Annotated in this window: 22 protein-coding genes; 9 read left to right on the top strand and 13 right to left on the bottom strand. The window is 69.9% G+C overall.

The genetic code is table 11. The features are described 5' to 3' along the window. The first annotated feature begins 27 nt into the window (after positions 1 to 27). Together ACFQV6_RS38630 and ACFQV6_RS38625 are read left to right on the top strand one after the other, a co-directional pair. Positions 28 to 2025, top strand: coding sequence for an ATP-binding protein (locus ACFQV6_RS38630; RefSeq protein WP_378032667.1), 1998 nt, complete (start codon positions 28 to 30; stop codon positions 2023 to 2025). Between the two features lie 38 nt (positions 2026 to 2063). Then, positions 2064 to 3467 (top strand): FAD-dependent oxidoreductase, encoded by a 1404-nt coding sequence (locus ACFQV6_RS38625; RefSeq protein WP_378032666.1) that lies wholly within the window; start codon positions 2064 to 2066, stop codon positions 3465 to 3467. A 112-nt stretch (positions 3468 to 3579) separates the two neighbouring features. Here the strand turns inward: ACFQV6_RS38625 and ACFQV6_RS38620 are convergent, their stop codons facing one another. From ACFQV6_RS38620 to ACFQV6_RS38605, 4 genes are all read right to left on the bottom strand, one after another. Beyond that, entirely contained in the window at positions 3580 to 5172 is a 1593-nt protein-coding gene (locus tag ACFQV6_RS38620) for a lysyl oxidase family protein (RefSeq protein WP_378032665.1), read from the bottom strand. A gap of 393 nt (positions 5173 to 5565) precedes the next feature. After that, positions 5566 to 7386 (bottom strand): RiPP maturation radical SAM C-methyltransferase, encoded by a 1821-nt coding sequence (locus ACFQV6_RS38615; RefSeq protein ID WP_378032664.1) that lies wholly within the window; start codon positions 7384 to 7386, stop codon positions 5566 to 5568. Positions 7387 to 7416: 30 nt separating this feature from the next. Continuing rightward, entirely contained in the window at positions 7417 to 7647 is a 231-nt protein-coding gene (locus ACFQV6_RS38610) for a hypothetical protein (RefSeq protein WP_378032663.1), read from the bottom strand. A gap of 27 nt (positions 7648 to 7674) precedes the next feature. Next, entirely contained in the window at positions 7675 to 10509 is a 2835-nt protein-coding gene (locus tag ACFQV6_RS38605) for a BTAD domain-containing putative transcriptional regulator (RefSeq protein WP_378032662.1), read from the bottom strand. 115 nt (positions 10510 to 10624) lie between these two features. Here ACFQV6_RS38605 and ACFQV6_RS38600 point away from each other — a divergent pair, with 115 nt between their 5' ends. Continuing rightward, the gene (locus ACFQV6_RS38600; protein WP_378032661.1) at positions 10625 to 11389 is read left to right on the top strand and encodes a hypothetical protein; all 765 of its coding nucleotides are present in this window, start codon (positions 10625 to 10627) and stop codon (positions 11387 to 11389) included. A gap of 149 nt (positions 11390 to 11538) precedes the next feature. Beyond that, positions 11539 to 12234, top strand: a complete 696-nt coding sequence (locus ACFQV6_RS38595; protein WP_378032660.1) for a peptidoglycan-binding protein — start codon at positions 11539 to 11541, stop codon at positions 12232 to 12234. Between the two features lie 96 nt (positions 12235 to 12330). On the opposite strand, the gene ACFQV6_RS38590 is transcribed toward ACFQV6_RS38595, so the two are convergent. The 7 genes from ACFQV6_RS38590 to ACFQV6_RS38560 all read right to left on the bottom strand — a co-directional run bounded on the left by ACFQV6_RS38590 (position 12331) and on the right by ACFQV6_RS38560 (position 19998). Then, positions 12331 to 13026: a hypothetical protein gene (locus ACFQV6_RS38590; RefSeq protein ID WP_378032659.1), complete on the bottom strand. Its 696-nt coding sequence runs from the start codon at positions 13024 to 13026 to the stop codon at positions 12331 to 12333. 10 nt (positions 13027 to 13036) lie between these two features. Then, the gene (locus tag ACFQV6_RS38585) at positions 13037 to 13687 is read right to left on the bottom strand and encodes a response regulator (protein ID WP_378032658.1); all 651 of its coding nucleotides are present in this window, start codon (positions 13685 to 13687) and stop codon (positions 13037 to 13039) included. Continuing rightward, on the bottom strand, positions 13675 to 14724 hold the full coding sequence (locus ACFQV6_RS38580) for a sensor histidine kinase (protein WP_378032703.1): 1050 nt from the start codon (positions 14722 to 14724) through the stop codon (positions 13675 to 13677). Before ACFQV6_RS38580 ends, ACFQV6_RS38585 begins: the two co-directional genes overlap by 13 nt. Positions 14725 to 14812: 88 nt before the next feature. Then, the gene (locus ACFQV6_RS38575) at positions 14813 to 15289 is read right to left on the bottom strand and encodes a (2Fe-2S)-binding protein (RefSeq protein WP_378032657.1); all 477 of its coding nucleotides are present in this window, start codon (positions 15287 to 15289) and stop codon (positions 14813 to 14815) included. Further along, complete coding sequence (locus ACFQV6_RS38570) at positions 15282 to 17537, bottom strand: molybdopterin cofactor-binding domain-containing protein (RefSeq protein WP_378032656.1); 2256 nt, start codon at positions 17535 to 17537, stop codon at positions 15282 to 15284. Before ACFQV6_RS38570 ends, ACFQV6_RS38575 begins: the two co-directional genes overlap by 8 nt. A gap of 3 nt (positions 17538 to 17540) precedes the next feature. Beyond that, the gene (locus tag ACFQV6_RS38565) at positions 17541 to 18761 is read right to left on the bottom strand and encodes an oxygenase MpaB family protein (protein WP_378032655.1); all 1221 of its coding nucleotides are present in this window, start codon (positions 18759 to 18761) and stop codon (positions 17541 to 17543) included. Between the two features lie 22 nt (positions 18762 to 18783). Continuing rightward, the gene (locus ACFQV6_RS38560; protein ID WP_378032654.1) at positions 18784 to 19998 is read right to left on the bottom strand and encodes an oxygenase MpaB family protein; all 1215 of its coding nucleotides are present in this window, start codon (positions 19996 to 19998) and stop codon (positions 18784 to 18786) included. 235 nt (positions 19999 to 20233) lie between these two features. Between ACFQV6_RS38560 and ACFQV6_RS38555 the strand changes: the two genes are divergently transcribed. The 5 genes from ACFQV6_RS38555 to ACFQV6_RS38535 all read left to right on the top strand — a co-directional run bounded on the left by ACFQV6_RS38555 (position 20234) and on the right by ACFQV6_RS38535 (position 23218). Then, positions 20234 to 20950, top strand: coding sequence for a TetR/AcrR family transcriptional regulator (locus tag ACFQV6_RS38555; protein ID WP_378032653.1), 717 nt, complete (start codon positions 20234 to 20236; stop codon positions 20948 to 20950). A gap of 127 nt (positions 20951 to 21077) precedes the next feature. Further along, entirely contained in the window at positions 21078 to 21305 is a 228-nt protein-coding gene (locus ACFQV6_RS38550) for a hypothetical protein (protein ID WP_378032652.1), read from the top strand. A gap of 275 nt (positions 21306 to 21580) precedes the next feature. Beyond that, a complete protein-coding gene (locus tag ACFQV6_RS38545; RefSeq protein ID WP_378032651.1) occupies positions 21581 to 21841 on the top strand; it encodes a hypothetical protein in 261 nt (86 codons plus the stop codon). A gap of 136 nt (positions 21842 to 21977) precedes the next feature. Then, positions 21978 to 22700, top strand: coding sequence for a hypothetical protein (locus ACFQV6_RS38540; RefSeq protein WP_378032650.1), 723 nt, complete (start codon positions 21978 to 21980; stop codon positions 22698 to 22700). Further along, positions 22595 to 23218, top strand: coding sequence for an SDR family NAD(P)-dependent oxidoreductase (locus ACFQV6_RS38535; RefSeq protein ID WP_378032702.1), 624 nt, complete (start codon positions 22595 to 22597; stop codon positions 23216 to 23218). The genes ACFQV6_RS38540 and ACFQV6_RS38535 overlap by 106 nt, the downstream gene beginning before the upstream one ends. Positions 23219 to 23272: 54 nt before the next feature. Here the strand turns inward: ACFQV6_RS38535 and ACFQV6_RS38530 are convergent, their stop codons facing one another. Together ACFQV6_RS38530 and ACFQV6_RS38525 are read right to left on the bottom strand one after the other, a co-directional pair. Continuing rightward, positions 23273 to 23482, bottom strand: coding sequence for a hypothetical protein (locus tag ACFQV6_RS38530; RefSeq protein WP_378032649.1), 210 nt, complete (start codon positions 23480 to 23482; stop codon positions 23273 to 23275). Positions 23483 to 23827: 345 nt separating this feature from the next. Beyond that, a complete protein-coding gene (locus tag ACFQV6_RS38525) occupies positions 23828 to 24310 on the bottom strand; it encodes a hypothetical protein (protein WP_378032648.1) in 483 nt (160 codons plus the stop codon). Positions 24311 to 24363 lie beyond the last annotated feature (53 nt).

Below are 24363 nucleotides of genomic sequence, written 5' to 3'. Positions count from 1 at the left end.
CCCGCCGGGACGCCGACACTGAGCCTCATGGCGAACCTGGGCGACGTCATGGACGACGTTCGGTGGCAGGGCTTCGTCGGCCGGGCCGCGCAGGTGGCCGCCTTCGACGACGCCCTGGCCGGCCGATCGGCTCGCCGCGTGCTGTTCGTCCACGGTCCCGGCGGCGTCGGCAAGACCACCCTGCTGCTGCACCTGCGCAGCCGGGCGCGCCGAGCCGGCCGTCCCGCCGTCTACCTGGACGGCAGCGAACTCGATCCGTCCCCGGAAGGCTTCGTACACGCTGTCCAGTCAGTCGACACCGGCGCCGCGCCGGTGCTGCTGGTCGACGGATACGAGCATCTCGCCCCGATAGACGGCTGGTTACGCCGCGACCTGGTGCCCACCCTGCCCGCCGACGGCGTCGTGGTCTTCGCCGGCCGCGACGCGCCCGCGCCGGCCTGGCGGGCCGATCTGGGCTGGCGGGGACTTGTCGCTGTGCACTGTCTGGGCAACCTGGACGAGGCCGACAGCACCGCCCTGCTCGAGCGGGCCGGTGTCGCCGCACCGGACCGGGAGGCGATCATACGGCTGGGCCGTGGCCACCCGCTCGCTCTCGCCCTGCTCGCCGACGCGGCGCTGACCGGCACGGTGCCCAGAACCCTCGCCGACGCGCCGGACCTGATCTCCGCGCTGATCGCGTCGCTGGTGCACGAGGCCCCGTCGGACGCCCACCTGGCCGGCCTGGCCACCTGCGCCAAGGTGCTGCTGACCACCGAGGACCTGTTGCGGCGGACGGTCGGCGACGACGACGCGCCGCGGGTCTGGGAGTGGTTGCGGGACCGGCCGTTCGTCACGGTCCGGCCGCACGGCCTGACCCCGCACGACCTGACCCGCGCCGTTCTGGAAGCCGAGTTCGAACGTCGCTTTCCCGACCGTTACCGGGATCTGCACCGGGTCATCCACGACTACGTCGTCACCGGCCTGCACGCCTCCTCCGGCACGCATCGTCAGCTGCTCGCACAGCAACTCGCCCAGCTGCACCGGGAGGGGCCGTTCAGCGCCCAGTTCCGCGCAGTAGCGGCGGACGGAACCGTCGCCCTGGTGCGGGCGCGCCCGGAGGAGCTTCCCGGTGTCGCCGAGCTGATCGGCCGGCATGTGGGTCCCCGGTCGGCCGAGCTGGCCCGCGGCTGGTTCGCCGAGCGGCAAGCCGGCGCCAGTGTGGTGCGTGTCGAGGGCGAGATCAGCGGCTTCATCTATCACGCGCGATGCCCGTCCGCCTCCGCGACCGAGAATCAAGATCCAATTGTACGGGCCATTCTCGCTCACGTTGCCCGCACGGCACCGCTGAGACCCGGTGAGCAGGTCGACATCTCGCGATTCCTGCTCGGGCGCGACGGTGCGCAGAGTGACCCGTACGCGGTCTTCGCCGGCTCCATCTCGTCGATCATCGAGTGGTGCGGCCGCCCGCTCGCGTGGGCTTTCATCGTGTCGGTGGAGCCGTCGTTCTGGGGCCCGTTCTTCGACTATCTCGCCTTCCGCGAGATCCTCGAGGTGACCTTCGACGGACGGCGCCACGTGGTCTACGGCAACGACTGGCGGCGCTTCTCGGTCCACGCGTGGCTCGAGCTCATGCAGGAACGGGAGCAGTCCGGCGGCACCGGCCCGCCGCCGGACTGGATGCAATCGCCCGCGCCGCTGAGCCGGGACACCTTCGACGCCGCCGTACGCGCCGCGCTGCCGAGTCTGCGCCGGCCGGACCGGCTCGCCGCGTCACGCCTGATCGGCACCCATCTGGGCGCCGACGCCGCCGCCGTCCGGACAGCGTTGCGCATCGCGGTGGACGAGCTGACCGGGCTGCCGCGCGGCGATCGGCTCCGGGCCGTGCTGTACCGCACGTACGTCAGTCCCGCGCCCACCCAGGAGGCCGCGGCGGAGGTGCTCGGCCTGCCGTTCAGCACCTACCGGCGGCATCTCGCCAAGGCGGTGGACGAGCTCACCGAACGGCTCTGGGCACGCGAGACCGGGCAGGAAATGACCGGCGACTGAGCTGGAGAGTGAGCAGCGCGCGGTCACATCCTCGGGCCATGACGACGACAACGATCCTGGGTGCCGGCCTCGCCGGCCTGACCACCGCGATGATGCTCAACCGGGACGGCCACGAGGTGACCGTCCTCGAACGTGACCCGGCCGTGCCCGCCGACCGGCCGTGGGACGACTGGGACCGGCCCGGGGTGAACCAGTTCCGGCTGCCGCACTACCTGCTGCCGCGCTGGTGGGCGGAACTGCGCGCCGAGCTGCCCGGCGCCGCGGCCGCCGTGCACGCCGCCGGCGCCGCCGTGATCAACCCGCTGGCGGCCCTGCCGCCGGAGATCCGCGGCCCGGATCGCGACGGCGACGACCGGTTCACCACGGTGACGGCTCGCCGCCCGGTCCTCGAGGCGGCGCTGGTGGCGGCCGCCACCGCCGCCGGGGTCAGCATCCGGCGCGGCGTACGGGTCACCGGCGTGCGCACCGACGGCCGCCGCCCGGTCCCCCGGGTCACCGGCGTCACCACCACCGGCGGCGCCGTGAGCGCCGACCTCGTGATCGACTGCGGCGGCCGCCGTTCCCCGCTGCCGGCCTGGCTCGCCGCGGCCGGCGCACGGCCGGTCGCCGAGGAACGGGCCGACGCGGGCTTCGTCTACTACGCCCGCCACTTCCGGTCGCCGCACGGCCGGCTGCCGGAGATCAGGTCGATGCTGAACCAGCCGTACGACTCGCTGTCGGTGCTGACGCTGCCGGCCGACCACGGCACCTGGAGCGTGGTGCTGACCACCAGCGGCAAGGACAAGGCGCTGCGGGCACTGCGCGAACCGGCGATCTGGTCGGCGGCAGTGGGCCACTACCCGGCGGCCGCGCCCTGGCTCGCCGCCGAGCCGATCACCGGCGTGGACGTCATGGCCGGCCTGGAGGACAGGCTGCGCCGGTACGTCGTCAACGGCCGCCCGGTCGCCACCGGCGTCGTCGCGGTCGGCGACGCGTGGGCGTGCACCAACCCGTCGCTGGGCCGCGGCGCCTCCTTCGCGATCGTCCACGCCCGTGTCCTGCGTGACGTCCTGCGCGAGGTCGGTGCCGCCGACCACGACAAGCTGGTCCGCCGGTTCGACGAGGCGACGGCTCAGGTCGTCGAACCGCTCTACCGCGCCACCAACTTCGTCGACACGCACCGGCTGGCCGAGATCGACGGTGACGTCGCCGGTGTGCCGTACCGGCCGGACGACCTGCGCTGGCTCGCCTCGAAGGCGCTGTTCGCCGCCGCCCTGCGCGACCCCGGCGCGCTGCGCGGCTACCTGTCGATCAGCTCGTTCCTGGACACCCCCGACGAGGTCTTCGCGACGCCGGGCCTGCGCGACCGGGTCCTGGCCCTCGGCCTGCCGGCGCCGCAGTACCCGCTGCCCGGGCCGTCCCGCGCCGAACTCCTGGCCGCCGTCACCGCGGGTGCCCGATGAACATCCAGGCCGGCGACATCAGCCCGCACGTACGCGACACCCGCCGGGGAACGGCGAGCAGGCTCCGGGATGGGCCATGCCGTTGGGGCACAACCCATCCCGGGGAGTCCGGTTATCCGGTCGGGCCGTCCAGGCCGTGGACCGCCGGCACCTCCAGCTTCCGGTCGTCGCCGGAGCCGCTCAGGATCACCTTGCGCAGGGAGGTGTTGTTGGTCGTGCTGAGTTCGGCCAGCCGATCCGACGGGTTGGCCTTGACCTCGATGTAGTAGGTGCCGTTCGGCAGGTCGGTGACGTCGAACGACTGGCCGGGCAGGAACTGGGTGTAGGTGTCGCCGTTGCCGATGTCGAGCACCTCACGTACGGCGACAGCGGTGTTGGCGCCGCAGGAGCTGGAGAGGTCGGTGTTGGTCGGCCGGACCTTGGCGTTCGCAATCGTGTAGTCGACCGCGTCCGTGTTGACCAGGCAGAAGGCCTCCTTGCCGCTGCGCACGGCCTCCGTCTGGTCCGCCGTGAGCAGGTTGTACTGGGCGAAGTCGGTGAAGTGCCAGTGCAGGTGACCCTCCCGCTTGTCCCACTCCATGGTGCCCGCATTGGCCGACCCGACCTGCTTGCCCTTCGCGTCGTAGAAGTACTGGTACGCGTCCATCAGGTCGGTGCCGGTGCGGCGGAAGCCGTCGACGACCAGCGGTGAGGTGCCGGCGTTCCAGACGGTGGCGCCGAAGACGATGTACTTGCGGTCCGGAGTGCCTCCCAGCTCCGCGCCGTCGACCAGGCTGATGCCCCAGGCCGGCAAGGAGCGCAGGTCGGGGCGGGGCCCCTTGGGCAGGGCCGCCCGGCTGGACACGGTCTCCGGAATGCGGGCCGCGGGGCGCAGATCGGGTGAGTAGGCCGACACCTGCTGGGCGGCATCGCCCTCGGTGAGGTGGTCGTGGCCGGCGCCGGCGGGCTGAGCGGCCTCGATCTTCGCCTTCGCGCGGGCGCGGTCCGCCGTGGAGAGCGCGCCCTCGACGATGCTGGTGATCGTGATCGTGAGGTTCGTCCCGGCACCTGCGATCTTGAAGTAGTCGCGGTACCTCGGGGCGATGTCGACGCTGGCCTGGTAGGTGCCGTCGGGCAGGCCCTCCAGTTCCGTCGGCGCGATGGCGGCGGTCCACCCGCTCTGGATGCCCCAGACATTGCCGATCTGGAAGGGGTTGCCGTTGAAGCAGTCCATCGGGTACGGGGTGGTGTCGGGCGCTTCCGGCCGGGCCCTGCTGGACTCGTAGGTGTTGGGGCAGAAGTCCTGGCTGCCGGAGACCACGGTCGCGCCGTCCGCGTCCGTCATGGTGATGTTGGTGAAGTCCTTGAGGCCGCCGAAGTCGGTGACCATTCCCGCGGGCAGGGTGACCTTGGATTTCTTACCGCTCTTGGTGATCACCTGCTGGGCGACGATCGGGTCGGCGTACGACTTGCGCTTCACCTCGATCTCGAACGGATCCTTACCGGCCACGAGGTACATACCGATACTCGGGTCCAGGAAGAAGGAGCCGAATTCGTACACGTACCTGGTGAGGGTGACGTCGGTCGCCGTCGTGACCAGACTGAGTGGTGGTGGCGGCGTGGTGTCGGCGCTGGCCACCGCTGTGCCGGTGGCGACAAGGCCGGCGCCCAGGGCGAGCGCGACGAAGGGGCGCCATCGGCGCCTGGAGCGGGCAGTGCTGGTCATGCGAATCCTCCCCGATGAGTGGAACCGAATTGCCGGGCCGACAGCAGCGTCAGCGGCCGCGACCCGTCAGGGGCGCAACGAGTGGTCGGACCTGTCGCATCAAGACCACGATCAGGTCCCCCGGGCCACCGAACACCGGCCCACCGGTGAGGTCATGCGGTTGCGGCATCGCGATTACCCCGTAGTCCTCGTCGCGCCACCGACATTGCATCCTGTCGATATCCATCCTGTCCACCCCGGTGCGATGGCGACGCGACTCGATTGACGCACGGCTCGGCGTCCGGGACCGCGCTCAGCTCGTGGTCATCGCGTACCAGTGTGGTCTGGTCCGGCCGGCCGCCGCCCTGCCGGAGGACTGACCCCGGGGACGAGCGCCGGGTGAGGCCGGGTTGTTCAGCGGCCGGGAACGGCCGGCAGCGCCAGCGCCACGGCGAGCCGTTCGTCGCGGAACATCAGGCCGCGCCGCTGGAACTCGTCGAGCACCTCCTGCACGTAGCCGGCCGTCCGGTCCAGCCGCAGCCGTTCTCGTACGGCGGCGGCCGTGATCGGCCGGTCAGTACAGGCGAGGTAGATGTCGGCGAGGGTGCCCTCGAAGGTGTACGTCCCGTCGCGCCCGGCGTGCCGGGCGTCGTGGATCTGCAGGATCCCCGGCGCTGACCAGTAGGTGAGTGCCGGGTGCGGCCCGGAGCGCCAGGATGCGACCCAGCCGTCGAGAGCCTGGCGCAGCGGTTCGTAGGCGCTGTCCGGCAGGGCGCCGTCGACCTCGTAGTCGAAGAAGTACGCGACCCGGTCGAGGTCGACTTCCTTCGGGTAGATGTAGCGGTAGCTGGCGTCGGGCTCGCATCGGCGCAGCCCGAAACGCGCGGGCCGCCGGTACAGCGGGCTGAAACGTTCGAGCCAGATTCGGCCGGAGTGTTCCGGTGGCTGCAGGTGCACCAGGTCGGGCACGGCGGCCGCCTGTTCGGCGTAGTCCTGTGCGGACTCGCCCGGAAAGCCCCACAGGATGCTCCACGCCACGTCAATGCCGTAGTACCGCGCCCAGCGCAGGAGGTTCACGTTCTGCGCGGCCCGCACACCCTTGTCCATGAGCCGCAACACTGTGGAGCTCAACGACTCCAGACCGGGCTGCAGACGGCTCACCCCGCCGCGGGCGAGGACCCGGAGGTGCGCGCGGGTGAGGTTGGCCTTGGCCTCGTAGAAGAACTCGTAGCCGGCACCACTGTCGGCGATCGCCGGGAACAGCTCCCGCAGGTAGCGCGGGTCGAGGATGTTGTCCACCGCCTCGAAGCGGAAGGAACCGTACCGGCGGGCGAGCCCGGCCAGTTCGTCCAGGACCCGCGCCGGCGACTTCGAACGGAACGGCATGGTCGTACCGTTGAGCCCGCAGAACGTGCAGTGGTGCCGCACGCCCCACCAGCACCCGCGTGCGCTCTCGAACGGCAGCCACACCTGACGGCGCGCGGCGCGGGGCACCACCTTCAGCCGCTCCGCGCGCTCGAAGTATTCGCCGTAGTCCGGGAGCGGCAGTTCGTCGAGTTGCTGGTACGGCGGTTCGGGAGGCGTCGCGACGGCCGTGTCACCGGCCCGGCGGCAGACGCCCGGCACCGCCGCGGGGTCAGTTCCGGTGGCCAGGGCGGTCAGGAGGCGCGGGAACGCCGCGTCCGCCTCACCGCTGACCGCCAGGTCGATGCAGTCGACAGTGCGGGCCAGCTCGGAGCCCATCTCACCGTCGAAGTTCGCCCCGCCGAAAACCGTGACGAGGTGCGGGAACTGTCGCTTCAACCGGCGTGCCAGCGCGAATGAGGCAGTGTTCTGCTGGAAGGTGCAGCTGAAGCCGACGACCTGGACATCGTCCCACTTGACAGCGTCGGCGAGGGAGTCGAGCAACGCGGGCACCTCAAGGTCACGGATGCGCAGCAGCCGCTCGCGGACCTCCTCTCCGGTTCCGCGCAGGTACGCCAGGTCGGTGGCCGCCTCGTCCGGCAGGCGGCCGGCAGGATCGGGAGCCCGCTCGCCGAACGCCTCGACGGAGAAGAGCCAGTCACCGACCAGCGGGCCGCGCGTCTCGGCGAGCGCTCGGTAACTGTCCACCCCGATCCGCGCCGCGAAGTCGAGATTGGCGTGCAGGGTCCGCACGTCGAAGCCGTTCCGCTCACCGATCGCCTTGAGCAGGCCGAGCTGGATCGACGGGCGGTCGATGCCCATGAAAGGCATCGAGACCAGGACGGTACGCATGCGGTGCGGTCAGCGACCGATCTTGAATCGCACGTCGATGTGCCCCGCCTGCGGCTCTTCGGCAGCGAAAGCCTTGTCGAACGTCTGGCGCAGCGACTCCGGCGGCTCCGGCTCGGGAGCCGTCTCGCTGTCCAGCGCCGCGAGCAGAGGCCGCAGCACGCTCTCGGCAGGCGCGGTGCCGCCGTTGAGCGCCTCAGCCAGCGCTGCGAGGTCGCTCGAGGAAACCGTTATCTCGTGCACTGAAGACCTCCCTGTGGATTTCGGATATCAGGTGCTCGCCGCCGGTTCGGGAGCCGCGAGCTTGGCGCGGATCCGGCCGGCGTCCGGATGGTGCAGCAGGTCGAGGATGTCGGCCGCTCGTCGCCATGCGTCGCGGGCGGATGCGGCATCGCCCGCCGCGTAGTGAGCGTCGCCGAGCGACGCGGTGGTGTCTCCTTCGTTGTACCGGTCGTCGAACTCCCTGTACAGCGCGACCGCGATCCGGTAACAGGAGATGGCCGCCGCGTGCCGGCCGAGCCGCTGGTTGGCGTATCCGAGGCTGTCCCAGGTCTCGGCCTGCCCGAACCGGTCACCCGATCCCCGTTGCAGCTCGAGTGCCTGCTCGCAGTGTGTGATGGCCTCGGCGTAGTCGCCCAGCATCGCGGCGAACCATCCGACCGCGTTCAGCGCCCGAGCCTCGCCGGCCTGATGGCCGGCGGTGTGGAACAGGCCGAGGGCCTGCCGGGCGTACTCGAGCGCCTCCCGGTAGCGGCCCTGACGCTCCAGCAGCCAGGCCTGATGGCGTCGGGTATGCGCCTCGCCGGCGAGATCACCGACCGCACGGTACAGCCGCAGCGCGTCGGACAGGCGCTTCCCGGCGTCGGCGAAACTACCCAGCCGGATGTTCGCGCAGCCCAGGTAGCGGTGCGCGAATGCCTCCTTATGTGGATCTCCCAGCCGCCGGGCGGAGTCCACGGCCGCGGTGAGGGTGTTGATCGAGTCCTGCCAGTGCCCGTGGTACGCGAAGAACCGGACCAGCGCCCACGCCAGCTGCCAGACGAGCGTGTCGTCGCCGGACCGGCCGAGCGTCGCCAGCAGCACCCGGTGCTCGGCAACGAACCAGGTCAGCGCTTGGGACTGGTCGGCCGGTCGTTCCGGTTCGACCCCGGCCGGGACCGGCGGCGGCGTCACGGGATCGTCCCGGTGCGGATTGAGCAGCAGATCGGCTGAATCGGCGCTGTGCACGTAGTGGCTGAGCACCCGGTGCAGCGCGGCGGCCCGCTCGGCCGCACCGTCGAGTGTGCGAGCCAGCTCCGTCGCGTACGCGCGCAGCAGGTCGTGGAAGGCGTACCGGTTGAGGGTGCGCTGGATCAGGTGGGCCCGGGCCAGCTCGGCCAGCAGCGGCCGGATCTCGGCGACCGGCCGGCCGGCGAGGCTGCCCGCCGCGGCCGTCCCGATGTCCGGTCCGGCAGGTAACCCCAGCAGCCGGAACAGTTCCGCGGCGGGCGGGCTGAGTTGCCGGTACGACCAGGAGAACACCGCACGCACATCGCTTGCCACGTCGGGATCGGTGAACTCCTCCAGTCCGCCCTGTGCCTCGCGCAACTCGGCGGCGAGGACGGCCAGCGGCAGGCCGGGCCGGGTTGCCACGCGGGTTGCCACGATGGCCAGGGCCAGCGGAAGCCGCCCGCACATCGCGACGATGTCGTCCGCGGTGGACAGTTCGGCCGTGACCCGGCCGGCGCCCAGCCGGCGCACCAGCAGCTGCCGTGCCTCGTCGACCGGAGGCAGGCCGAGTGTCATCGGGTACGCCCCGGTCGTCACGACCAGGCCGGCGAGCTGGTTGCGGCTGGTCACCACCGCCATGCAGCCCGGCGCCCCGGGCAGCAGCGGGCGCACCTGCTCGACGTCGCGGGCGTTGTCCAGCAGCACCAGCACTCGCCGGCCGGCCAGCAGGCTGCGGTACAGGCCCGCCTGGGCGTCCAGCGTGACCGGGATCCGCTCGGGCGGCATGTCGAGCGCGCCGAGGAAGCCACGGACGGCCTCGTCCGGCGCCACCGGGGTCCCGGTCGGGTCGAATCCACGGAGGTTCACGTAGAGCTGGCCGTCGGGGAAGTGTGGCGCCGAGCGGTGCGCCCAGTGGACCGCCAGCGCCGTCTTGCCGATGCCGGCCATGCCGTCGATCGCCGCGATCACCACGGTGTGGCCGGCCGGATCGGAAGTCCGGTCCAGCAGCGCGTCGAGGCGCCGCAGTGGAGCGTCGCGCCCCGTGAAGCCGTACACGTCCGGAGGCAGTTGGGCCGGCGCGGTGCCGCGGGCGGGCGGGGCCACCCGATCATCGATCGGCGCGGTCGCCGGCTCGCCACGCAGGATGGCTTCGTGCAGGGCGCGCAGCTCCGGTCCCGGGTCGGCGCCCAGCGCGTCGGCCAGCCGCTGCCGCACCGTCACGTAGCGGTCCATGGCTTCCGCGTCCCGGCCGGCCGCGTGCAGCGCGGTCATGAACAGCCCTTCGAGCGGCTCGGCGAGCGGGTATTCCGTGATCAGGTCGGGCAACGCGTTGATCACCGCCTCGGGGTGGCCGAGCCGCAACTCGGCGCGTGCCCAGCCCACGGCGGCGTCCAGCCGGCGCCGGTGCCAGCTCTCGCGCACATTGGCCGCCCAGTCGCCGGTCAGCGCAGCCAGCGGGATGCCGCGCCACAGGCTCAGCGCCTCGACCAGGGCCTGTACCCGCTCGGTGTCCGCGCGGGACGGGTCCCGGCCCAGGTCGGCGAGGCGCACGAATCGGTGCAGATCGATCAGGTCCGGGTCGGCGTCCAGCAGGTATCCGGCGTGCCGGCGTTCGAGCCGTACCACGGTGCCGTCACCGGAAGCGGCCGCCTGCTTGAGCATCCGGCGAATCCGGCTCACGTGGGAGTACAGCACGTTGCGCGCCTCGGCCGGCGGGTTGTCGCCCCACACCCGGTCGACGATCGTCTCGATCGCCACCGCCCGTCCCGCCTCCACCGCCAGCGCCGCGAGCACCGCCTGCTGCCGCGGCGTACCGGTGTCCAGCGGCCGTCCCGCGGCCGCCAGCTGCACCTCACCGAACAGCCGGAATTCCACATCAGCACCCTTGGTGATCATCCAACCACTGATCGTGTCCTCATCCTGACCTGCGCCGCAAGGTCGCCGCAAGGTCCGCGAGGAGGCCCTGCGGTGACCGTACGGACATGTCCCACCTCTCGTGGAAGGAGGCGCCATGACCACCGCGCATCACGGCCACAGCGGACCCGGATCCGATCCGGGCGACACCACAGGCCGCCACGGCATGCTGCTGTTCGGCGAGGATCCGCTGTACCTGTCGCACCTGCCGATGTACACCGTCCCGCACAACTTCCAGGTGGTGCTCGAGGTCGCCCTCGACGACGCCACGCGCGGCATCCTGCGCGCCGACCGGGCACTGCACGGTGACGGCATGTACACGTTCGACCCGGCACCCTTCCCCATCGACGAAATCGAACCGCACGACGATGCCCCGGCTCGCACCGTTCTCGACGGCACGCTGGTACGCGGGCACTTCGAGCGCGGGGGCGTCCCCATCGCCACCGCGGCTCGGGCCGGCATCCGGCGGGTGGTGCTCCACCGCCGGCTCGACACCGAGGCGGAGCCCGGACCGGGCCGCCCGCTGAGATACCTGGCCTTCGGCCGGAGCGGCCGGATGTACCTGACCCACGAGCTGCGCGAGCGGCCCAGCTTCGATCAGGTGCTCACCGTGCGGTTCATACCCGGGACGGTGCGGAGCCAGGTCGGCCACCCGCTGGACGACGACGTCACGGACATCCGTTTCGACCAGCCGCAGCCCGCGACGTTCGGCCGGGACGACGTGGCCGGGCGTCAGCTGGTCGCCGGCGAGGTCGCGACCGCGTCGTTCAACCTGACCCGTTCCCCCAGCTTCTCCCGCGGCTTCACCGTCGGGGTCGAGGTGGAGCGCGAACTCCACCTCGAGACCAAGGAACTCACCTGACCACGCAAGGAGCGTGTGACGTGGCGATGAGCACCCGCCGGGCCACTTCGACCTGATCCGGCCCGGCGACAAGATCCTCCACCCGTGACCCGCGAGACGCACACATCGTTCGATTCCGCTACGCCGGTACGACACCAGGGAGATGCAAAATGACTAGAGCTGCCGATTTTGTCGGACTGTTGCTGCGACAGAGGGGCGACCGGTACCTGTTCGGGGTGGAGAGCAAGATCTCCAACCCCGATCCGTCGGCCTTCGACTGTTCCGAACTGGTCGAGTGGGGATGCGGCCGATTCAAGGTCCGCCCGAGGATGCCGGACGGCTCCTGGCTGCAGGCCCAGCACTGCCGCAGGAACGACACCCTGATCAAGGTGAGCCGGGCGATCGACATCCAGGGCGCGCTGCTGTTCCGGTTCGCCGGCGGGAACCCGTTCGGCAAGAACCGGCCGGATGCCGCCCACGTGGCGGTCAGCCTCGGCAACGGCAGCACGATAGAGGCGCGTGGCAGGAAGTTCGGCGTCAACTGCTTCAATGCCGTCGGCCGGAACTGGACCCACGCCGCCCTGATTCCGGGGCTGGACTACGAGAAAGCTCCGAAGAAGATCGCAGGTACGCCGAACGCCTGGCGCCGGCACATCACCCAGCCGCCCGTCATGACCGGCGACGACGTGCGTACCTGGCAACTCAAGATGAAGGATCGCGGCTGGCGCATCCGTACCGACGGGGTCTACGACAAAGACTCCGAACAGGTCTGTGTGCAGTTCCAGCGGGAGAAGAAACTCGAGATCGACGGCGTGATCGGCCCACAGACGTGGCATGCGACATGGCACGCTCGCGTGACGCCGTAACTGCGATCGCCAGTGGCTCCGGGGCCCGCGCCCCGGAACCACCAAGTCAGCCGGTTCCACCTCGAGTGTGTTGATACCGCAGCAGGTGCACCGACCTCACCAACTGCCCTCGAGGAGAAGCAGGAACGGCGGGATGGGGTCCGCCGCGGTGGTCACGTTGGCTACCAGGACGACCAGCGCGGCCGCGGCGGGCACCGCCGTGAGCAGGCCGGCCAACCGATGCCGGCGCCAGGCCACCACCGACAGGCCGATGAGGACGGCCGCCAGCAGACCGACCAGCACGGCCTTCACCAGGTGCCACCGCACGTACTCGTCGAGCATGACATTCAGCGTGGGCGACGCCGGGCCGTTCTCGAGCTGGTCGCGGATCTGGGCCAGGGCCGCGACCAGATCGGCACCAAAGGGGCCGGACGCGAGCACCGGCAGCAGCGTGCCGAAAGGTGACACCACCCCCTGGACGGAGGCGATCAGTAGCACCGCCGCAGCGAGCGAGAGTGCGCCGGTGAGAAGCTGGTACCGCCGGTACCGGACGGCCAGTGTCACGAGCACCGCGAGCAGCGGCACGGCGATCACCACCCGCACCAGGTGGTAGCGGAACTGCCGGTCGACGAGGTGCTGGAGGTCGGGCGGGAGGTCCGCGCCGCCCGAGGACCAGTAGGCGGCGAAGGCGCGCGGCAAGTCGTCAAGCCCGCTCGGGCCGAGCAGCAGCGGCGCGAGGAAGAACGCGGTGGCCAGGAAGACGACCACGGTGAGGAGCCCGGCGGCGTGACGCCGGGCAGTGGTGGTGATCAAAACAGGGCTCCTAGTCGGATCGGCCGCGCAGGTACGCGAGCACGGCGAGGACCCGCCGGTTGGTGTCGTCGCTGACCGGCAGGTTCAGCTTGGTGAGGACGTTGCCGATGTGCTTGGCGACCCCGGCCTCGGTCAGGCAGAGGAGCCGGGCCGCGGCTGCGTTCGAGTGCCCCTGCGCCACAACGGCGAGGACCTCGCGTTCGCGGGCCGAGAGCTGTCGGAGCGGATCGCGGTGGTGTTGCATCAGCTGCCGTACGACCTCCGGGTCGACCACCGTGCCGCCCTCGGCCACCCGGCGCAGCTGCCCGGCGAACTCGGACACGTCGCCGATGCGGTCCTTGAGCAGGTAGCCGATCGACCGGCCGGAACCCGAGGCGAGCAGTTCCCCGGCATAGCTGTGCTGTACGTACTGGCTGAGGGCGACCACCGCCAGCCCCGGGTCCTCGTTGCGCAGTGCGATGGCGGCCCGCAGCCCCTCGTCGGTGTAGCCCGGCGGCATCCGGACGTCGGTGACCACCAGGTCCGGGCGGTACTCGGCCACCGCGTCCAGCAACGCGGGGGCATCCCCCACCGCGGCGACGACGGCGATCCCGAACCGGGGCAGCATCGCGCTCAACCCCTCCCGCAGCAGCACCGAGTCCTCGGCGATCACGACGCGCACGGCAGCTCCACCCGCAGAATCGTCGGACCACCGAGCGGGCTCGCCATCAGCAGCCGGCCCCCGGCCGCGGCGGCCCGGTCGGCGAGCCCGGTCAACCCGGATCCGCGCTCGGGGTCGGCACCGCCGCTGCCGCCGTCGCGGATCTCGACCAGTAGCCGGCCGGCCTCGCACCGGGCGGTGACGGTGACCTCGGCGGCGGTGGCGTGCTTCATGGCGTTGGCCAGGGCCTCGGAGATCGCCGCGTAAGCCACCGACTCCAGGTCGGCCGGGAACCGCGACGAGGGGACATTCACGCGTACGTCAAGGGAGCTTGCCGCCGCCAGCTCCTCGGCTGCGGCTCGCAGGCCCAGCTCCCGCAGCGTGCGGGGGCTGATGCCACGGATCAGATCCCGCAGCTCGGCCATCAGCGTCTTGGCCTGGTCGTGCGCGGAGGCCATCGCGGCGGCGGCCGGCGAGGACGGCGGCAGATCCAGCCGGGCCATCCCGATCTGCATGGTGAGGGCGACCAGGCGCTGCTGAGCTATGTCGTGCAGGTCACGCTCGATGCGCAGCCGCTCCGCGTCGAACGCGTGCGCCATCCGGGTGCGGGAGCGAGCCACCTCGACCAGTTCCTCGGACGGCTCCGGGTACAGCAGCAGGCGAGCGAGCGCGGCGTGCGCCCCGCCGAGCAGCGCGGTCAGATACAGCAGGACCGGGATCAGGAGCAGCCCGCCGGCGGCTCGTCCGGCGATGCCGGCCAGAGAGTCCATGATCGAGATCCGGTGGGCCACCGCGATCGGCGTCGAAACGATGACCAGCCCGATCGCCCCGAGCACGCCGAGCCACATCGGGCCGACGACGACGAGCAGCACCATGTAAGCCACGGCCCGCCAGGTGGCCGGGTCGGTGTAGAGGTCGCCGCGGCGCCCGGGCGGCGGCGGAGCATCACCGACCAGGCGCAGCCGCCACCGTTCGGCCCGGGCCGTCGAGAGCGCCAGCCGGGGGCCGAGCAGCCCGAGCAGGCCGACCCCGGCCAGCCCGAGGCCGGCCGCGACGATGAAGTGGCCACCCGTACGCGCCGAACTCGATCTCTTGCCGAGGAGCGGATGCCGCCCTGCCGGCGTGCGGACAAGCCGCCTCTGGGCGTCACATCATCTTGGTGGCTGCCTTGATCGCTTCGCGGATACGGGAGTAGGTGCCGCAGCGGCAGATGTTGCGCAGGCCGTCGAGGTCGGTCTCGGTGAGCTCGCGGCCTTCGGCGGTGACCTGGTGGACCAGTGCGACGGCGGCCATGATCTGGCCGGGCTGGCAGTATCCGCACTGGACGACGTCGTGGTCGAGCCAGGCCTGCTGCATCGGGTGCAGGGCTTTGCCGACGGTGCCCGGGAGTCCTTCGATGGTGACCAGTTCGTCGGTGGGCTGCAGATCCTTGACGGCGATGGCGCAGGGGTTGACCGCGGCGCCGTTGAGGTGGCTGGTGCAGGCTTTGCAGACGTTGATACCGCAGCCGTACTTCGGGCCGGTGATGCCGAGGATGTCGCGCAGCACCCACAGCAGGCGCACGTCGTCGGCGACGTCGACGGTGACCTGTTCACCGTTGACGCGGAAGGTGTGTTCAGGCACGGCGGACTCCGTCGGTGGGCGAGGCGGGGATCGGCGGGATCGTGGGTTTCGGTGTGAACGAGAGTGTGCCGTGGTTGATCGGGAAGACCGTCGGCATCGTGCCGGTGGCGCGCGCGTACGCGCAGGCAGCCGCGGCCATCGCGGCGGCGACACCTAGTTCACCGGCGCCGGCGGGCTGGCCGGACGTGCTGGGCATGATGATGATCCGCAGGTCGGGTGGGGTGTTCCACTGCCTGGTGTAGAAGTAGTTGTCCCAGCTGGCCTCCAGGAAATGGCCGTCGCGCAGGTGCAGGCTGGAGGTGAGGGCGAGCGCGATGCCGTCGGAGATCCCGCCCATCATCTGTGCTTCCAGCCCTCGCGGGTTGACCGTGAGCCCGACGTCGACGGCGGAGACGGCTTTGGTGATGCGCGGTCCGCCCACACCGTCGCGGATGGGACGGTTGACGGTCTCGGGCCGGCAGTCGATCTCCATGAGGGTGGCGCTGACGGCCTTGTACTCGGCGTGGAACGCGATGCCCTGGGCGGTGCCCGCCGGCATCGGCCGGCCCCACTGCCCGGCCTCGGCGACCTTGCACAGCACTGCCCGGGAACGGTCGTCGAGAAGGAAGTCGTGCCGGAACCGGTACGGGTCCTTTCCCATCCGGGCGGCGAGCTGGTCGATGACGAGTTCGCGGGCGCAGGTGGTGTCGGGTGAGTACACGTTGCGCATACTGCCGGTGTTGAAGCCTTTGCCGGTTTCGCTGAGCAGGCGGCTGTGGATCCCGAACCGGTACGGCGAGGTGTGGCTGAACTGGAAGAACGTCTGCGCGAACGCGGCGTCGCCGATCGGCAGCCGCGCGGCCATGGCGGTGAACAGTTCACCGAGTCCGTGGCCGAGGTCGGTGGTGACGCTGGTGTGCCGCTGTTCGTAGCCGAGCACCAGGTTGCCGGCATAGGCGATGCGGACCCGGGAGGTGGCCATCGGATGGGTGCGTCCCTGCCGTGAGTCGTCGGCGCGGTGCCACATCAGTTTGACGGGCTTGCCGATCCGCTGGGACACCTCGGCGGCTTCCAGCGCGGCGTCGAAGAACAGCTTGCGGCCGAAGGAGCCGCCGCCTTCGGTGACGTGCACGGTGACGGCGCCTGGTGGCAGTCCGAGGCAGGCGGCGATGCTCTGCCGGGCAACGATCGGTGATTTGAGCGACGCCCAGATCTCGGCGCGGCCGGGGCGTACGTCAGCGATCGCGCAGTTGGGTTCCAGGGCACTGTTGCTGCGGAAGTGGAAGGTGAACCGGCCTTCGACAGTCCGGGTCGGTGGCCGGGGCCCGAGCGGCAGTTCCGCGGCAGCCAGTTCGCGCAGCACGCTGTCGTCGGACTTACCGTCGACAGTGCCGGGCCGCCAGACGATCCGCAGCGCGCGTACGGCGTCGATGCACTGGCCGAAAGTGCCGGCGCGGACCGCTACACCGGTGGAGACGGTCACCACGTCGGTGACGCCCGGCATGGCGAGGACCTCGGCCCGGTTGGTGACCGAGCCGACCTTGCCGTTGATCGTCGGTGGGCGACAGATCATCGCCGGTTTCGCGCCGGCGACGTCGAGGTCCATCGCGAACTTCTTGCGGCCGGTCACCGCGTCGAGGGCGTCGATGCGGCTGTGGGGCCGGCCGATGACGGTGAAGCTCTCCCGGGAGTGGAGTTCCACCGGTACGGACAGGGTTCTCGGGCTGGCGGCCTTGCCGGCGAATTCGCTGATGTCGGCGCTGCGGCCGGTGGTGTCGGTGATGACGCCGGCCTTCAGCTGGAGGTCGTCGACCGTCGTGCCGAACTCGGTCGCCGCCGCCGCCAGGATCCGCCGGCGGGCGACGGCGGCGGCGACCCGGATCGGCGTGTAGGTGGCGATGGTGGTGTTGGACGCGCCGGTCAGCTGGTTGAACAGCAGTTCCGGCCGGGCGTCGGCCAGGGTGACCCGGACACGCGAGAGGGGTACGGCCAGTTCTTCGGCGATCAGCATGGCGCTCGAGGTGGTGATGCCCTGCCCGACCTCGGCCCGTGGCAGTGCGAACGACACCGTCCCGTCCGGGTTGATCTCGACGGTGATCAGACCGGATGTCGGCAGTGCGGCCGCGGTCATGATGTCGTTGAGGTCCAGCAGCTCGGTGAGATCCCCCGCCGCTGCTGGATCACCGGTGGCGAGGTCGGCGGCGGTCACCAGGATCGGGGCGGCCAGCACGTAACCCAGGAATCTGCGCCGTGCGATGGGTGCGGTCACGGTTCACTCGGGCCGGTTGATCATCGGGATCTCGATCTTGGTTTCCCGGGCCTTGGTGAGGAACAACAGGATGTACTGGCGGGCGGCCTCGTCGAGGACCCAGGCGGCTTCGGGCACCAGCGGCAGTGGGATGAGTCCTTCGCGGAACTTGACCAGGGCCGGCCAGGCGGTGGCGATCAGTGGGCCCCAGATCGGCTCACGCTTGATCTGGTCCCAGTCGGCGACCTGGTCACCGACCAGATAGCGGCCGAGGGCGTTGCACAGCGGGCGGCTGATGCTGGCCGGGCTGGTCTGTTCGGCGAGTTGGCCCAGCAGGATGTCGGTGAGTTCGACGCCCTCCCTGGTCGGCCCCATGTTCGGCGGCAGCACCTGGCCGGACTGGGCGTTGGCGGCGGCCCAGGTGGCCGGGATGTACTCGTCGTGGACGCCGAGCAGGTGGGCGGTGACCTGCCAGACGTGGAGGTAGGCCTGAGAGTCGGCAGCGCTGACCGGCACCTTCCATTCCCGCAGTTTGCGCATCGCGTACGTCGGCAGGGTGTGCCAGGTGACGAGGATGTCCTCCTGGCTGATCGGGATCCCCCACTTCCAGTGCGGGGACTGTTGCAGCAGGTGCCGGACCGCCGCGTGCACCAGTCGCGTCTTCACGGCCTGGACGACGCAGTCGCCGTCGGGGCGATAGGCGTTCAGGGAGCCGACCGAGAAGCCGAGCAGGCTGGTCTTGGCGACACGGTCCTCCATGTCCGCCCCGCCCTTGGAGTAGTAGACCGACCATGCCTCCTTGGGGATGGCGGTGCTCAGCATGCCGCCGCCGACGCCGTTGAGCAGGTTGAGATAGAGGCCGCGGGACTTGTTGAACTGGGCGGCGGCCTCGAGTTTGGTGTGGTCCGCCCAGGACGGCAGTTGGCGGGCCTGTTCGATGAAGTCGTGCAGGTAGCCCGGGAGCCCGGCGGGTAGTGGCTGGTCGTTGCGGGTCCAGTTCCACAGCAGCCGGTTGACCTCGGGAACAGCGCCGCTGTCGAGCAGTTGCGCGGAGACCGGGTCGGCTTCGGCGTCGTACACCGCACGCGGGTCGGCGCCGGTCCCGCTGCCGGCGATCGAACCGGCCGGCGACCACGTCCAGGGCATCTGCTCGCGCGAATGAGCCGGCGACGGGAAACCGAGCGCACCGAACGCCCCCAGGGCACCGCCGGACAGCAAAACTTCTCTTCTGCTCAGTTCAGTCATCGCCGTACCTTCTGCTCGGTTGTCATGACGGGCGGTTGGTGTCGGGGATCTCGATGCTGATCGGCCGTGCCCCGGACAGGAACAGCAGGGCCGCCTTGCGCAGGAACTCGTCGAAGAGCCAATACGCCTTCGGCGCAAGAGGGAAAGGCAACAATCCTTCGCGTACGGCGACAAAGGGTCCCCAGGCAGTGCGCAGCAGCGGATCCCACACCGGTTCACGCGGGATCTCCAGCCATCCGGCGATCTTGTCGCCGAGCATGAAGCGGGTGAACGCGCCGAGGATCGGTTTGCTGAGCAGGCCGGCGTCGACCGAGGCGCCGAGGTGCAGCAGGATGTCGGCCAGCTCGACGCCCTCGGGTGTCGGCGTCAGCACCGGGTCGAGAACCTGCACGGCCTGCGCGTTCGCCTCCGCCCATGACGCCGGGATGTACTCCTCGCGCACGCCGAGCAGGTACGCGCCGACCTGCCACGAGTGCAGGAACGCCGCGGACTCGGCCGCCGGGATCGGCACCTTCCAGTCGGTGAGCTTGCGCATCACGGTCGTCGGCAGGCTGTGCCAGGTGACCATGATGTCCCGCTGACTGATCGGGATGTCCTCGTCGGCAGCGCCTGTCCACTGCGGGGACTGCGGCAGGAGGTGACGCACCGCGGCGTGTACGAGACGGGTCTTCACGGCGGTCACGATCATCTCGCCGTCGGGCTGGTAGGCGTTGACGGAGCCGATGTCGTACCCCAGCTTGGCGGTCTTGGAAATGCGGTCCTTCATGTCCGCGCCGCCGCGGGAGTAGTAGACGGCGAGGGCCTCCTTCGGGATGACGGTGCTCATCATGCCGCTGGCCAGCCCGTAGAGGACGCCGAGGTAGAGCCCGCGCTTCTCGTTGAACTCCACCGCGGTGGCGAGCTTGTCCTGGTCGGCCCAGGACGGCAGTCGCCGGGCGTACTCCATGAAGTCCCGCAGGTCGGCCGGTAACCCGTCCGGCAGCGGCTGCCCGTTCTTCTTCCAGGTCCGCAGCAGCGTGTTGACCTGGGGCACGTCGCCGCGGCCGATGATCGAGGCGACCAGCGGGTCGGCCTCCGGATCCCACACCCACCGGGGGTCGGCGCCCGCGCCGGCCCCGGCCACTGATCCCGCTGCCGACCACGTCCAGGCCTGGGCCGGGGCGGCGGCGCTCAGCGCGCCGATCGCACCCAGCGCGCCGCCCGCCTTCAACATGTTTCGCCTGCTGAGAGGTTTCACGCTTCGCTCTCCTCCGTCGACACCGAAAGCCCGTTGATACGGTGAAACAAACATTGCTTTGATGTATCAGGGATAGGACCACAGCATTACGGCAGCCACAAGCCTCGATGCGATATCCATCGATCCGTGCCTGCGGCTCGGCCCGTGCGAGCAGGCCAGACGCGCCGCTGGTTCCGCTTCCGCGGTTGGTATCGTGATACAAATAGTGTCAATGTGACTCACGGGAGGGGCGAGCATGGGCAGGCCACCGACCGATCCATCGCCACCCGCACCCGGCACCGTCCCGGGCTCGGATTCGCTGCTGGGGCGCGCCATCCTCGAGGCAATCGAAGGGGCCGGCCCGGACGCCGGTCTCACCGATGACAACGACGAGGTCACCACGCGCCTGCTCGACGCCGCACACGCCCAGTTCTGCCGCATGGGCATCCGCCGCTCCACCATGGAGGATGTGGCCCGCCGCGCAGGCGTCTCCAGGATCACCGCCTACCGCCGGTTCGCCACCAAGGACGCCCTGGTCAAGCACGTGATCCGGCGCGAGTTCCGCCGCTACTTCGACCAGTTCCCCGTCGACATCCAGACCGCCGGCACCGCCGCCGACCGGGTCGTGCTGGGCTTCGTCAGCTCCTTACAGGCCTTGCGGCACAACCAGCTCATCGGCGGCCTGATGACTGCCGAACCCGACGTGGTCATCCCCTCGTTGGTCGGCGACGGGGGGCTGATGCTCGCCACCGTGCAACGGTTCGTCGCCGGGCAACTCCGCAAGGAACAGCACGCCGGCCACATCTCGGGCCGCGTCGACGTCGAACTCGTAGCCGAGCTGATGACACGGCTGTCCTGCTCTTTCCTGGTCACTCCGAGCTTCGTCGTCGACCTCGACGACACCGAACAGCTCAGCACCGTGGCCCGCCGGTTCCTCGCACCCATGCTCCAACACGACCCCCGGACCGGGTGACCGGCCTTCCGCGGGGCGCCGGCCGCAGCGGAACAGCCTGCTGCGGCCTGGCCAGGGCGCCGGCAACCGACGATCCGCCTGTTGCCGTCGCCAGGCTGCGCCGAGCCGGGATGACACCATGATCGGCATGACTGCTGACGAGCACGCTGCCCGCGCCGCCGAACTCACCGCCGAAGCCGAACGCCTCTATCAGATCTGCCTGGTCGACTACCACACCAACATCAACGAAGACGACCACTCCGACGAACCGTACGTTCCCGGCGCCGACCTCGCGATGCTCACCGCCACCACGCAACTCGCCCAAGTTCACGCCACCCTCGCCCTGCGGCAGCCGGGGACCGGAAGCGAGCAGTGAACGCCCCTTTCCGCCCACCGGCATCGGATGGTGAACGGGTTGACGACCACGCATCACCACTCAACCAGCGCACGAATCGCGGCCAGATCAGCGCTGAGGCAGGTCACCCGGACGAGCGGCGTACGTTTGATCAATGATGACCTTGCCCGAAGGGCTGCTCGCTCTCCTGCGCCGCCCGAGCCCATGTTTCATCGCGACCGTGGATCCAGACGGTTCGCCCCCAGCTGACCGAGACATGGGTCGACACGGATGGCGACCACATCCTGATCAACACGGTGGAGGGCTTCCGCAAGGTACGCAACGTCGAACGGGACCCGCGCGTCTCGGTCATCGTGACCGACCCGGACGATGTGACCGACTACTACTCGGTGAAAGGTCGTGTCATCGACGTGGCCTCGAAAAGCGGCGCTGACCACATCGACGAGCTGGCACACAAGTACCTCGGCCGGCCCTACCCATGGTTCGGAGGCCGCGACCAGGTGCGCCTCATCTTGACCATCGCACCCGACAAGATCGTCCACGCGCCGCACCGCTGACCCTGCTGGACAGCGGCGCTGGAAGCCATGAGAGCCCTGAAACGCCGGCGAGCCTCAATCACCATCTGGCTTGACAACTCGATCAAGGCCATCAAATCGCTGGCAACCCCTGGCGCGCGTCTGACATTGTTCGCGGATGCTGCTGGTGCTGACCGGGTCGAGCTGTTCAGGCAAGTCCACCCTCGCGTTCGCCGTCGCCGAGCGATGCGATCGACTGGCCGTTCACGACAGCGACGAGAGCGGCGTTCCGCGCAACCCGTCCCCGCACTGGCGCAACCACAACACCGAGGAGTGGATCCGCCGCGCGCTCGACTACCAGACCGACCAGGTCGACCTCCTACTGACCGGTCAAGCCCCACTCGGCGAGATCCTGGCCGCCCCGTCGGCGCCGCTGCTGAACGCCATCGCGGTATGCCTGATCGACGTCGCCGACGAAGAGCGCCGACGCCGGCTCAGGCAACGCGATGCGGACCGCTGGCCGGAACACGAGGTTGACCGTTTCAACAGCTGGGCGGCCTGGCACCGCGGACACGCTCGCGATCCCCGCCACCGGCCCGAGGTCATCACCGCAAACAGCGCATCAGCCATGGCATGGCACCGCTGGTCGTCGTGGGCCGCCGAGGACCCTCGGTGGCAGACCCATGTCATCGACACCACCGAGTGTCCCCATGACACAGCCGTCAGCGAACTGGAAATGTGGCTTGACCAGCAACGAGAGGGCCTCCGCTCTGGCCGCCACCCCCTGCGCCGTGGCTGGGAAGCGCAACGCCGCTCCAGCGATGCGACGTCGTCGGCGACGCCCGCGACCCCAGGACCGCACAACGAGCGGCAACGACAGCCGAGGCCACCGGTCCTCTGACCGGATGGGTCAACAACGCGGCGATCTTCCGCGACGCCGACCTCGTTGACGCCTCGGCTACCGAGATCCTGGACCTCATCACCGCGAATCTGGCGCTGGCACTCACCGGCTGCCACACCGCGGTCAACCACTTCCTGGTACACCACCGAGTCGGCGCCATCGTCAACGTCTCCTCCCACCAGGCCCAACGCCCCGTCCGCGGAGCCCTGCCCTACGCAACCGCGAAGGCGGCAGTAGAGGGCTTGACCCGCGCGGTCGCAGTCGACCACGGGCCAGCCGGCATTCGCACCAATGCGGTGGCACTCGGCTCGATCACCACGCGCCGATTTGAGCAGTACCGAACCGGGCACTCCGAGGTCGACGCCCAGATGGCCGCCCTGCACCGAAGAGTTGCGGATCGCCGAGCATCTGGCGCAGTTCCGGCACCGCCGTCGTTGGCCGCAGTGGCCCGCGCGGTGGGCGCCGGAACAGTCAACCGGAGCGGGGGTTACGGTGGGTCATTAGCAATCCGAGGATAGGCTGCAGATGATCAATGTGCAGGAGTTCGCGCGACGGCTGAGCACTCTCGGAGTTCAAGCCTTCACCAGCGACGACGTCGTGGACCTGGCGACCGCCGCCGATGCGCGCATCAGCGCTGACGTCGACATCGACGCCACTCTGGCGCAGCGCTTGCTCGACCAGATCTCACCCACGCTGCCAGTCACCGGAGCGCAGATCGCGGCGTCGCAATGGCCGCCACCCACATCTTCCCGGCCTGCAGCGCCTTCGGTGTCGTTCTCCAACCCCGGTGCCGTCGACGGCCCCGCTGATCAGCCGGGCCGATCCCGCAGCTCTGGGCCCGCGCGTAGCGGCCGGCGACCCGGCTCTCAACGAAGGGGCAGGTGAACGATTCTACGACAGGGCAGCGCGCACGGACGGCGGCATGACAGTGCGTGTGTCACCCGCTCCACGATGCCGGCCGACGATCAAGCCCAGGCTCCGGACACGAACAAGGGGCGACACCAACCACCATCATCTCTCGCGCTTGCGTAGAGCGACACCGCGGCAGCCCGGCTGCACCCGGCTTCGTGAGCCGTCCGCGATCTTTTGTCCAGCGCCTCGTACAAGGCGCTGGATCTCGCGAACCGCTAGAGAATCACTTTTGATTTGACGCAGGGATCAACACCCCATACGGCGTGACACATCTTGAATTCGACGGCGTTGGGGATGCCCTTCGGCCCGAACGCGTTGTTACCGACGACGACGGTCTTGCTGCGCTCCACCGTCTGCCGGTTGCATGCAGTGGCGATCGCCGAATCGGCGTCGTGACCGTACGCCGTGATGATCCGGTATTCCACGTAAACGCATTTGTCATTCTTCAGGTGATCGGTCACCTGGGCCGACATCGACACTTCGTAGCCCTGCATGAAACCCGGCCGCGCTTCCGCCGTGGCACTGACTGTTGCGGACCCCCAGGTCTGGGTGAGTGAGGAGTCTGCTGCATTCGCAGGTGCGGGAGACAAGGCCAGGAGCGGCACCGCGGCCATGGCCACGGCCCCGATTCGCAAAGGACACGTTACACGATTCACATTTTCCTCCACTGCCGGCGCGTATTTCGGCGACCAGGCCATCGTGGCAAGTCTCGAGTAATTGTCGGCACCTACGTTCGGTTGACCCCGAACGA

The organism is Actinoplanes sp. GCM10030250 (assembly GCF_042666575.1).
Taxonomy (GTDB): Bacteria; Actinomycetota; Actinomycetes; order Mycobacteriales; family Micromonosporaceae; genus Actinoplanes.
This window is presented reverse-complemented; position numbering and strand designations above follow the sequence as displayed.